Origin of the sequence: Cupriavidus sp. GA3-3 (assembly GCF_000389805.1) — a bacterium.
Lineage (GTDB): Bacteria > Pseudomonadota > Gammaproteobacteria > Burkholderiales > Burkholderiaceae > Cupriavidus > Cupriavidus necator_D.
In genome coordinates this window covers 79,580-90,869 of record NZ_KB944501.1, presented here as the reverse complement: position 1 = coordinate 90,869, position 11,290 = coordinate 79,580, and the positions used below count along the sequence as shown (strand labels likewise).

The 11,290-nt window shown below is 66.7% G+C and carries 10 protein-coding genes; 5 read left to right on the top strand and 5 right to left on the bottom strand.

Annotation, left to right across the window (positions count from 1 at the left end):
- The first annotated feature begins 81 nt into the window (after positions 1-81).
- From C265_RS24570 to C265_RS24560, 3 genes are all read left to right on the top strand, one after another.
- Positions 82-2,154, top strand: a complete 2,073-nt coding sequence (locus C265_RS24570) for a carbon starvation CstA family protein (RefSeq protein WP_010811334.1) — start codon at positions 82-84, stop codon at positions 2,152-2,154.
- A gap of 14 nt (positions 2,155-2,168) precedes the next feature.
- Positions 2,169-2,363 (top strand): YbdD/YjiX family protein, encoded by a 195-nt coding sequence (locus C265_RS24565; protein WP_010811333.1) that lies wholly within the window; start codon positions 2,169-2,171, stop codon positions 2,361-2,363.
- A 225-nt stretch (positions 2,364-2,588) separates the two neighbouring features.
- Positions 2,589-3,044, top strand: coding sequence for a hypothetical protein (locus C265_RS24560; RefSeq protein WP_010811332.1), 456 nt, complete (start codon positions 2,589-2,591; stop codon positions 3,042-3,044).
- Between the two features lie 294 nt (positions 3,045-3,338).
- On the opposite strand, the gene C265_RS24555 is transcribed toward C265_RS24560, so the two are convergent.
- A complete protein-coding gene (locus C265_RS24555; protein WP_010811331.1) occupies positions 3,339-3,593 on the bottom strand; it encodes a hypothetical protein in 255 nt (84 codons plus the stop codon).
- 200 nt (positions 3,594-3,793) lie between these two features.
- Between C265_RS24555 and C265_RS24550 the strand changes: the two genes are divergently transcribed.
- A complete protein-coding gene (locus C265_RS24550; RefSeq protein ID WP_010811330.1) occupies positions 3,794-4,741 on the top strand; it encodes a LysR family transcriptional regulator in 948 nt (315 codons plus the stop codon).
- 74 nt (positions 4,742-4,815) lie between these two features.
- On the opposite strand, the gene C265_RS24545 is transcribed toward C265_RS24550, so the two are convergent.
- The 4 genes from C265_RS24545 to C265_RS24530 all read right to left on the bottom strand — a co-directional run bounded on the left by C265_RS24545 (position 4,816) and on the right by C265_RS24530 (position 10,512).
- Positions 4,816-7,503 carry a DNA topoisomerase III gene (locus tag C265_RS24545; RefSeq protein WP_010811329.1) on the bottom strand — a complete coding sequence of 896 codons (2,688 nt, stop codon included), beginning with the start codon at positions 7,501-7,503 and terminating at the stop codon, positions 4,816-4,818.
- A 147-nt stretch (positions 7,504-7,650) separates the two neighbouring features.
- Complete coding sequence (locus tag C265_RS24540) at positions 7,651-8,055, bottom strand: thioredoxin family protein (RefSeq protein WP_010811328.1); 405 nt, start codon at positions 8,053-8,055, stop codon at positions 7,651-7,653.
- 68 nt (positions 8,056-8,123) lie between these two features.
- Complete coding sequence (gene dprA / locus C265_RS24535) at positions 8,124-9,323, bottom strand: DNA-processing protein DprA (RefSeq protein WP_010811327.1); 1,200 nt, start codon at positions 9,321-9,323, stop codon at positions 8,124-8,126.
- Between the two features lie 7 nt (positions 9,324-9,330).
- Complete coding sequence (locus C265_RS24530) at positions 9,331-10,512, bottom strand: LysM peptidoglycan-binding domain-containing protein (RefSeq protein ID WP_010811326.1); 1,182 nt, start codon at positions 10,510-10,512, stop codon at positions 9,331-9,333.
- Positions 10,513-10,673: 161 nt separating this feature from the next.
- On the opposite strand from C265_RS24530, the gene def reads away from it, so the two are divergent.
- Positions 10,674-11,180 (top strand): peptide deformylase, encoded by a 507-nt coding sequence (gene def, locus C265_RS24525; RefSeq protein WP_010811325.1) that lies wholly within the window; start codon positions 10,674-10,676, stop codon positions 11,178-11,180.
- Positions 11,181-11,290: the final 110 nt, after the last annotated feature.

The window sequence follows — 11,290 nt, the reverse complement described above, 5'->3', positions numbered from 1 at the left end:
CTGCCGATCCTGCCAGTTGCCTGTTACCAGTCTTTCGCCGCCGCAGGCTATCCATATCCCGGTCTGAGGAGACCCTTCACTATGAATCGCATCGGAGAACACCTGGTGTGGCTGGCTGTCGCCGTCCTTGGCGCGTTTGCCTTCGGCACTGTCGCGCTGGCGCGCGGCGAGGCCGTCAGCGCGCTGTGGATCGTGGTTGCCGCGCTCTGCATCTACCTGATCGCCTACCGCTACTACAGCCGCTTTATCGCCGACAAGGTGATGCAGCTCGATCCCAAACGGATGACGCCCGCGTGGCGCCATAACGACGGCCTGGACTACGTGCCGACCAACAAGGCGGTGCTGTTCGGCCACCATTTCGCCGCCATCGCCGGCGCCGGCCCGCTGGTCGGCCCGGTGCTGGCCGCGCAGATGGGCTATATGCCGGGCATGCTGTGGCTGCTCGCCGGCGTGGTGTTCGCCGGCGCGGTGCAGGACTTCATGGTGCTGTTCATCTCCACGCGCCGCGACGGCCGCTCGCTGGGCGACCTGGTCAAGTCCGAGATGGGCACGATCCCGGGCATGATCGCGCTGTTCGGCTGCTTCATGATCATGGTCATCATCCTGGCGGTGCTGGCGCTGATCGTGGTGAAGGCGCTGGCCGACTCGCCGTGGGGCACGTTCACCGTGGCGGTGACGATCCCGATCGCGCTGTTCATGGGCATCTATACGCGCTATATCCGCCCGGGCCGCATCGGCGAGGTGTCGGTGATCGGCTTCGTGCTGCTGATGCTGGCCATCATCGGCGGCCAGTACGTACACGAGAGCGCCGTGCTGGCGCCGCTGTTCACCTATGACGGCAAGGCGCTGACGTGGATGCTGATCATCTACGGCTTTATCGCCGCCGTGCTGCCAGTGTGGCTGCTGCTGGCGCCGCGCGACTACTTGTCGACCTTCCTGAAGATCGGCACCATCATCGCGCTGGCGGTCGGCATCCTGATCGTCGCCCCGGACCTGAAGATGCCGGCCTTCACGCAGTTCGCGCAAGGCGGCGGACCGGTGTGGTCGGGCAACCTGTTTCCGTTCCTCTTCATCACCATCGCCTGCGGCGCGGTGTCGGGCTTCCACGCGCTGATCTCGTCGGGCACCACGCCCAAGCTGCTGGAGAACGAGACCCACGCGCGCTTTATCGGCTACGGCGCGATGCTGGCTGAATCGTTCGTCGCGATCATGGCACTGGTAGCCGCCTCGGTGATCGAGCCGGGCGTGTACTTCGCCATGAACAGCCCGGCGGCCGTGATCGGCACCACGCCGGAAGCGGTGGCGCACGCGGTCTCGACCTGGGGCTTCGTGATCACGCCTGACGTGCTGGTGCAGACCGCCAAGGACGTCGGCGAAAACACCATCCTCTCGCGCGCCGGCGGCGCGCCGACGCTGGCCGTGGGCATCGCCCATATCCTGCACCAGGTGGTGGGCGGCCAGGCCATGATGGCGTTCTGGTACCACTTCGCCATCCTGTTCGAGGCGCTGTTCATCCTGACCGCCGTCGACGCGGGCACCCGCGCCGGCCGCTTCATGCTGCAGGACCTGCTGGGCAGCTTTATCCCGTCGATGCGCAAGACCGATTCGCTGGTCGCCAACCTGACCGCCACCGCGCTGTGCGTGGCGGCATGGGGTTACTTCCTGTACCAGGGCGTGGTCGATCCGCTGGGCGGCATCAACACGCTGTGGCCGCTGTTCGGCATCTCCAACCAGATGCTCGCCGCGGTGGCGCTGGTGCTGGGCACCTGCGTGCTGGTCAAAATGAAGCGCGGCCAGTACGCCTGGGTCACGCTGGTGCCGACCGTGTGGCTGCTGATCTGCACGCTGACCGCCGGCTGGCAGAAGCTGTTCCATGCCGACCCCAAGGTCAGCTTCCTGACCCACGCCGCCAAGTTCAGCGCCGCCATTGCCGAAGGCAAGGTGCTGGCCCCGGCCAAGTCGATGGAGCAGATGCACCGCATCGTCTTCAACGACTACCTGGACGCCGGCCTGTGCGCGCTGTTCATGCTGGTGGTGCTGTCGATCGTGTTCTACGGCTTCAAGACCGCGCTGCAGGCGCGCGCCGCGAAGCGCCCGACCGACAAGGAAACGCCGTTCGAGCCGCTGCCGGGCGCCGCCTCGGCCCAGTCCTGATACCGGAGCCCGCCATGCTGGAACAACTCGGAACGATGGGACGCTACCTGGGGCAGTCGCTCAGGCTGATGGTCGGGCTGCCCGACTACCAGACCTACGTGGCCCATATGGAAAGCACCCACCCCGACCGCGAGCCGATGAGCTACGAGGAATTCTTCCGCGAGCGCCAGGAGGCACGCTACGGCGGCGGGCAGGGCAAGTGCTGCTGAGCACACGCTGAACGCCGTCCTCCTGCGGAGGCCGGCGGCATACAAAGCAGACAGGCGATCACTTGATCGCCTGTCTTTTTATCAAGTGTTGCGTGTTTACCGCGCTTTTGTAATGCACGGATACCGTTTCTGTAGCGGGTTACAGGGCTTTACAGGTAGTTACAGCAAGGGTGCGGCTCCTTCTCTACACTTGCGACACATCATGGCAATTCGAGGAAAAAAGATATGACTCGCCATCCCGTTCGCAATCTGACCATTGCCCTCGCCCTGGCGGCCTGCGCGCTGCCGGCCGTCGCGAGTGACATGAACAACGCCCTGGGCGGCGCACTCGGCGGCGTCGCCGGTGCCGCAGTGGGCGGCGCGCTGGGCGGCAGCACCGGCGCAGTGATCGGTGGTGCAGTGGGCGGCGGCGCCGGTGGCGCAGTAACCTCCAACCGCCGCGAGCGCACCGGTGCCATCATCGGCGGCGCGCTGGGCGGCGGTGCCGGCACCGCGGCTGGCAACGCCATGGGCGGCCGCACCGGCGGCCTGATCGGCGCCGGCCTGGGCGGCGGCGCGGGTGCCGCGCTGGGCGGCAATGTCTCGCGCAGCAACTCGTACGACGATGACCACCGCCGCTATTACAAGAGCAGCTACAAGCGCAAGAAGCACAAGCACCATCGCCACCACTACGACGACTAAGAAGTCGTAGTGGTCAGCAAAACGGGCCGTCATGGCCCGTTTTTCATTTGCGGCGTCTGGCATAATCATTCGCCAGTGCTTGCAAAGCCGCCGGATGCAGAAACAAAGAAGCCCGCAACCGGAACCGGTGCGGGGCTTTTTCTCCAATAAAGGCGGAGAGGCTGCAAGGCGCTCCCCCAAGGACCTGTGGAGACCAGGTTTGAAGCAGGCGGGGCCGCACAAGCGGAGGAAGCGGCCCCGGGATCGCGCTGCCAGAGACCGCCGGGGAGGCAGGCCTGAGGCGGCCAGGCGGCCTTACAGCGGCGCGCGATCGGTAGTGGTGTCGTACTTGCCGCCTTCGGTGTAGGTGTCGAACTTGCCGGTGCGGGCGCCATCGACGTATGGATCGAACTTGCCGGTGCGGGCGCCGTCGGTGTACGGATCGAACTTGGCTACCTTGGCGCCGTCGGTGAACACATCGAACTTGCCGTTCTTGGCAAAGGCCGGTGCGGCCGACAGGGCGGCGGCGAGGGTGGCGACAGCGATCAGGGCGTAGCGGTTGGTTTTCATGATTCAGGCTTTCTCTATTGCATGGATGCCTGAGCCGTCACTTCGACGAAAGACTATGTTGCATTGCGGCATCCGATGGCTAGATATTAGGCATTTCCCTCATATCAATAAATATCAGGATCCACAATGATTAGTTTTGATTCGAACAATAAAATAGGCTGATTACGTAAGAATTCAGCGCAGAACCGGGAGACTGTGTCATGGATCGCCTGCAATCGATGCGTGTGTTTTCCAAGGTGGTGGAACTGGGAAGCTTCGCGCGTGCAGCGCAGCAGCTGGAAATGTCCAACGCAGTGGTGACGCGCTACGTGGCCGACCTGGAGAGCCACCTGGGCACGCGCCTGCTCAACCGCACCACCCGCAGCCTGTCGCTGACCGACGCCGGCGAAACCTACCTGCAGCGCTGCCAGCAGATCCTGGAAGACGTGGAAGAAGCCGAAAGCGTGGTCACGGCGCGCAGCCAGTCGCTGTCAGGCACGCTGCGGCTGGTCACCCCGGTGATGTTCGGCCTGCACCTGCTGCCGGAATTGCTGGCGCGCTTCCAGCAGCTGTATCCGGACGTGGTGTTCGACGTGATCCTGTCGGACCGCAACGTCGATATCGTCGAAGAAGGCCGCGACGTGGCCGTGATGCTGTCCGACCTGGGCCTGGGCTCGCACCTGGTGGCGCGCCCGCTGCTGTCGGCCGAAGTGATCCTGTGCGCATCGCCGGGCTATGTGGCGGCGCACGCGCCGATCCGCCATGCCCACGAACTCAGCCACCACCGCTGCATTGCCATGCGCCTGCCCAGCGCCGAGCACGAATGGACGCTGCTGGGCCCGGAAGGCGAGGTGACCGTGCCGATCCGCCCCGGGCTGCTGTGCAGCAATGCCGAGCTGGCCCACCAGGCGGCGCTGGCCGACATGGGCGTGGCCATGCTGTCGTCCTACCTGGCGCGTCCCAATATCGAATCCGGCAAGCTGGTGCATGTGCTGCCGCAATACCAGCTGCCGCGGCGCGATGTCAGCGTGGTCTACCCGAGCCGCAAGTTCTTGCCGACCAAGGTGCGCGCCTTTATCGACTTCCTGCTCGAAGAAGGGCAGGTACGCGGCAAGGAAGCGCAGCCGGCGCCAGCCGCCAGCCACGGCGCGCAAGCCGTGCGCACCTGAGCGGCTACCTAGGCCGATCCACCCAAAGCAAAACGCCCGGCGATGCCGGGCGTTTTGCCGTGACGCGCTGACGCTTACTCGCCGGCGGCCGCCGCGCGCGACTTCTTGGCCGCGGCGGTCTTGGCGGGGGCCTTCTTGGCTGCCGCCTTCTTGGCCGGTGCCTTGGTGGCCGGAGCCTTGGCGGCTGGCGTCTTGGCCGCGGTCTTCGCTGCCGTCTTGGTTGCCGGCGCCGCCTCGGCCGTGCCATTCGATGCCGCCTTGGCCGTGGTCTTCGCCGCCGTCTTGGCGCCCGCCTTGGGCTCGCGCGCCTCGAACTCGAAGCCGATCTTGCCGTCCGGCTGCTTGACCAGGAAGGCCTTGAAGTTGCGGCCGGTGCGCGACGACTTGAACCCCGTCAGCAGGTCGGTCTTGCCGTCGGTGAGCAGCTTGCCGATCTGCTCGCGGCTGATTTCCTGCTGCAGGATGATCTTGCCGGTGGTGAAGTCGCAGCTCTTGGGGCTGGTCGCGCTGTTCTCGCAGACGTACTTCATGCCGTGCTCGAACACCGAGCCGCCGCACTTCGGACAGGTGCCCACCGGCTCCTGGCCGCTGAAGTCGACCGGCTCGCCGTCGTTGTCGTCGTCGTTCTGGCCGAAGTCGAATTCCATCTTGTAATGGCCTTCGTCGTCCTTGCCCAGCTTGAGGATGGCGGCGAACGGACGGCCCATCTTGCTGCGGAAACCCTGCAGCGGACCGATTTCCTTCTTCAGCAGCAGTTCTTCGACCTCATCGATCTCGAACTGGCGCCCGCCCGGGATCTTGCTGATCGAGAACTCGCACGCGGTGCAGGCAAAGCGGCGGTAGTTCTCCTTGACCTGTCCGCCGCATTGCGGGCACGGCGTGTCCAGCGTGGCGTAGTCGCCCGGGATGGTGTCGCTGTCGTATTCCTTGGCGCGCTTGACGATCTGCTGGGTCATCTGCGCGATCTCAAGCATGAACTCGTCGCGCTTCAGGCGCCCGCGCTCGATCTGCGAGAGCTTGTGTTCCCACTCGCCGGTCAGCTCGGCCTGCGTCAGTTCCTGCACGCCCAGGCCGCGCAGCAGCGTCATCAGCTGGAACGCCTTGGCAGTCGGAATCAGCTCGCGGCCTTCGCGCACCAGGTATTTTTCCGTCAGCAGGCCTTCGATGATGGCCGCGCGCGTCGCCGGCGTGCCCAGGCCCTTGCCGGCCATGGCCTCGCGCAGCGCGTCGTCGTCCACCAGCTTGCCGGCGCCTTCCATCGCCGACAGCAGCGTGGCTTCGTTGTAGCGCGCGGGCGGCTTGGTGGTCAGGCCGACGCTCTCGACCTTGTCGGTCTTGACCTTCTCGTCCTTGGCCACCGGCACCAGGTTGGCGGCATCCTTGTCGCCCTGCGCCTCGCGGCCGTAGATCACCAGCCAGCCCGGGTTGACCAGCACCTTGCCTTCGGTCTTGAAGTGGTGGCCGGCGACTTCCGTGATGCGGGTGGTGACCTGGAACTCGGCCGCCGGGAAGAACACCGCCAGGAAGCGGCGCACTACCAGGTCGTACAGCTTCTGCTCCGGTTCGGACAGGTTCTTTGGCGCCTGCAGCGTCGGGATGATGGCGAAGTGGTCGCTGATCTTGCTGTTGTCGAAGATCTTCTTGTTCGGCCTGACCCAGCCCTGCGCCAGAATCTTCTTGGCGTGCGGCAGGTAGTTGGGCGAGCTGTCGGCCAGCATGTCCATGGTCTGCTTGACCGTGTCCAGGTAGTCCTCGGGCAGCGCGCGCGCATCGGTACGCGGGTAGGTCAGGACCTTGTGCTTTTCATACAGCGCCTGCGCCAGGCCGAGCGTGTTCTTGGCCGAGAAGCCGAAGCGCGAGTTGGCCTCGCGCTGCAGCGTGGTCAGGTCGAACAGCGCCGGCGACTGCTGCGTCGACGGCTTGGATTCCTCGGTGACGGTGCCCGGCTTGTCGCGGCAGGCGGCGACGATGCTCTTGGCCTCGGCCTCGCTCCACAGGCGCGATTCGCGCGCCTCGGGATCGAACTCGCTCTTCTTGAACTTGGGGTCGAACCAGCGGCCTTCATACAGGCCGGCGGCGGCGATGAACTCGGCCCGCACTTCCCAGTAGTCGCGCGGCACGAAGTGCTTGATCTTCTCTTCACGCTCCACCACGATCGACAGCGTCGGCGTCTGCACGCGGCCCACGGTGGTCAGGAAGAAGCCACCGCCCTTGCTGTTGAAGGCGGTCATGGCGCGGGTGCCGTTGATGCCGACCAGCCAGTCGGCCTCGGAGCGGCAGCGCGCGGCGTCGGCCAGCGGCAGCATGTCTTCGTCTTCGCGCAGGCTGGCGAAGCCATCGCGGATCGCCTGCTGCGTCATCGACTGCAGCCACAGCCGGCGCACCGGCTGCTTGGCCTTGGCCTGTTGCGCGATCAGCCGGAAGATCAGTTCGCCTTCGCGTCCCGCGTCACAGGCGTTGATCAGGGCGGTGACGTCCTTGCGCTTGATCAGCCGGTTCAGCACCTTCAGGCGCGACTCGGTCTTGGCGATCGGGCGCAGGTCGAAATGCGGCGGGATCACCGGCAGGTTGGCGAAGCTCCACTTGCCGCGCTTGACCTCGTATTCGTCCGGCGCGGCGATCTCGACCAGGTGGCCGACGGCGGAGGACAGCACGTAGTCGTCGCTTTCGAAATACTCGTCGTGCTTGGTAAACCCCCCGAGGGCACGGGCGATATCCGCCGCGACCGACGGTTTTTCCGCGATGATGAGGGCTTTTGACATGGGAAGGGTCCTTGCGAGCTGCATCCGGCAACCCGCGAATTGCACTACAAACGAAGTAATCAGAACGCCGGGGGGCTATGAGGCGCCAATAATAAGCGCGCTTTCAACGGCGGTGCAAGCAAGCCCCGCCGCCGACCCTGTCGCCGCCTAGGCGGCGCTGCTCCCCCCGGCAAGCAACCAGTCCAGCACCTGCGGCACGTCTTCGGCACTCGCCGGCATCGCCGCACCGCGGCTCAGCATGCGTTCCAGCACCTCGATGTGCGGCAGCAGGGTGCCATAGAACTGGGGCGTGCCGCCCGACGCAGACTGCACCAGCAGCGTCGGGAAATTCTCAATATCGATATCGCCAAGCGCATCCGCGTGCGTCTCGATGTCGATCCAGACGAAGCAATCCTCCGGATGGCGCGAGGCCAGCGCGGTCAGCGCCGCCAGGTAGTCCCGGCACGTGCCGCACCACTGCGCGCACAGGCAGGCCACCAGGCGGCCCTGCGGCCGCGCTGCCAGGCACCCGGCAATGGCGCCTGCGTCACGTTCTGGAAAGTAAACGGTCATGGCATCGGAAACATGAGGCGCCCGCGGCACGCGGGCTGCCGGCGATTGTATCGGTATTGCGCTGCGGCTCACCCAAGCCGCCGAAACACGTTTCCCGGTAGACGCTCGGCGTGCCCGGCCAGTTCCAGTTCCAGCAGGCGCGCCGCGACGGCTTCCGGCGGCTGGCCGCTGCGCTCGCACAGCGCATCCAGCGTAACCGGATCGTAGCCGAGAGCGGCCAGCAGGGGGTCGGCGTGGCCGGCAAAGTCAGAAAGATCTGGTTGCTCCGGTACGGACGCGGGAACGCGCGCGGCAGCGGGGCGGGCAGGTGCCGGCAGCAGGTTGATCTCTTCCAGCACATCCTCCACGCGCTCCACCAGCTTCGCTCCCTGGCGGATCAGCAGGTGGCAGCCGGCTGACAGCGGCGCGTGGATCGAGCCCGGCACCGCAAATACCTCGCGCCCCAGGTCGGCCGCCAGCCGTGCGGTTATCAGCGAGCCCGAGCGCGCCGCGGCCTCCACCACCAGCACCCCGCGTGCCAGGGCGGCGATGATACGGTTGCGGCGCGGGAAGTTGGCGGGCAGGCCCTGCATGCCGAGCGGGAACTCGGTGACGATCGCGCCGCGCGCGGCCACTTCGTGGGCCAGCGCCAGGTTCTCGGCCGGATAGACCCGGTCGGCCCCCGTACCCGTAACAGCGACGGTACCGCCGCAACCCTGCAGCCCGCCGGCATGGGCGGCGGCATCGACGCCCAGCGCCAGCCCCGAGACCACCGCCAGCCCCGACTCGGACAGCGCCCGCCCGAAGGCCTGCGCATCGCGCTTGCCCTGCTCGGTGGCGCCACGCGCGCCGACGATGGCCACCGCAGGACGCGCCAGCAGCGCGGGATCGCCCTTGATATATAGCAGCGGCGGCGGGTCGGGCAGGTCGAACAGGCGGGCAGGGTAGGCGTCGTCGCCAAACGTGACCACGTGGTTGCCGGGCGTGCCGAGCCAGCCGAGGGTGTGTTCGACCAGTGCCGGCAGCCCGGTGCCGGGCCTGGCCAGCACCGCGCGGGCGTGTTTCTTGGGGACGACGGACGACAGCGCTGCCACGCTCTGCGCCAGGATCTGCTGCGGCAACCCGAATGCGGTCAGCAGCAGGCGCACCGTGACCGGGCCGACCCCGGGCGCGCAGGCGAGCTGCAGCCACGCCTTCAGCTCGTCGGGATCGCGCGTGGTGAGCTGCCGGGCAGCGCCGGCATGGCAAAGAGAAGCGGCGGCCGCCAGGGCCGCCTGCGATGTCGCCAAGACCGGCTCAGCGCGGCGAGGTCGCCCGGTCGCCGACCGCGATCACGTTGGAGGCGTCGGTGACCAGCGCATACGACACCCCCGGGAACACGCGGAAGACAAAGGCCAGGCCGTAGCGCTCGTCGGGCAGGCGGATGGCGCGGTTGCTGTCGGTCTTGTCGGCGACGGTCTCGCCAGTGCGCGACAGCGCCAGCACATGCCCGGGCTCCACCCCGGCCTGGCTGCCGAGGTTGAGCACCACCACCTGCTTGGCGCCGCCGAACTCGACCCCGCCATAGACCTTGGCCACGCGGCCGTCGAGTTGCGTATCGGGCGCGTGCGGCACATAGCGCGCCGCTTCGCGCGCGGGCTGCGGCATCAGCAGCGTGCCCACGCCCATTTCCTGCCTGGCCTGCGTGACCTGCATGGTCGAGACCGCATCCGGGCCCTGCGCAGCGCGCGCCAGGCGCACGTTGCCTTCGTATTCGGCCTCGTAGCCGAGCACGGCATTGGAGACGGGGTCGCGCACCGGGGTGACCGGACGGTAGGCCTGCCAGTCGCTGCCTTGCGGCGCGTCGGCGGGGATGCCGCGCGCGTAGCCGGTATCGTCGCGGCCAAGGATGACGCGCGACTCGGACACGGCGACGATGCGTGCCGAGGTGGCCAGCGTATCCTGGTCGACCACCAGCGGGCGGATCAGGAAGGGCTCGATATCGGAAGACGCGATGCTCAGGATGGCGGCGCCGTCGGCGGCGTTGCCGCGTATCTGCGGCGACAGGCGCACCGTGCCGCTGCCGGCGGGCGTGGTCGACAGCCAGGCGCGGCCGTCGCGCTGGATCAGGTACAGGATCTGTCCCGGATAGATCAGGTGCGGGTTGCGGATCTGTTGCCGGTTCATGCCCCATAGCTCAGGCCAGCGCCATGGCTGGCGCAGGAAGCGGCCCGAGATCCCCCACAGCGTGTCACCCGTGCGCACGGTGTACTGCGACGGCGCATTGGCAGCCAGGTCTGAAACGGGGATGCCCTGTTGGGCCGTGCGCTGGGCTTCGGCCTGCTGCGCCGGCGTGACCGTCAGGTCCGCAGCCAGGGCCGGAAGCGCGGCCGCCGCAGTGATGCCGGCGGCACTCAGCAACGCATAGGCAAGCTTAGGGATGAACGCGTGCAGCCTGCGGCCCGACGCCGCCTGGTGTTCTTTGGTAAGATCGCGCATTTTCCTGACCGGCCGGTGGTTTCGGCCGGATTGACCCGGGAGAGCGTGCCTGTTTCGGCGCGCCTTGAATTTTTGTACTTGCGCCCCGATTCTGCATGTAAACACCCGCCGCCGCAACGCGGCCCGGTTGCCGGCAGCAGCCGGCGTTGCGCCTGAGCATCATGGCAAAACTCGATATCCTGACCTACCCCGATCCCCGTCTGCACACCGTTGCCAAACCCGTTGCGGCAGTGGACGACCGCATCCGCCAGCTGGTGAAGGACATGGCTGAAACCATGTACGAAGCGCCCGGCATCGGGCTGGCCGCCACGCAGGTCAACGTGCATGAGCAGGTGGTGGTGATCGACGTCTCGGAAACGCGCGACCAGCTCCAGGTCTTTATCAACCCGGAGATCGTCTGGGCCAGCGACAACCGAAAGGTGTGGGAAGAGGGCTGCCTGTCGGTGCCCGAGGTCTATGACCGCGTCGAGCGCCCCGACCGGGTGCGCGTGCGCGCGCTCAACGAGAAGGGCGAGAGCTTCGAGCTCGAAGCAGACGACCTGCTGGCCGTCTGCATCCAGCATGAGATCGATCACCTGCGCGGCAAGGTCTTTGTCGAATACCTGTCGCCGCTCAAGCTCAACCGCATCAAGAGCAAGCTGCAGAAGCGCGAGCGCACCCGCATGTAAGCGGCGCCCTGCCACAAAGATGTAACAGCCCGCCCGGATTCCCGCCGCCAGCGCGCGGCACCCGCGCGGGGTCTGTTATCTTTATGACTTCCGAAGAACAAAAGAACCGG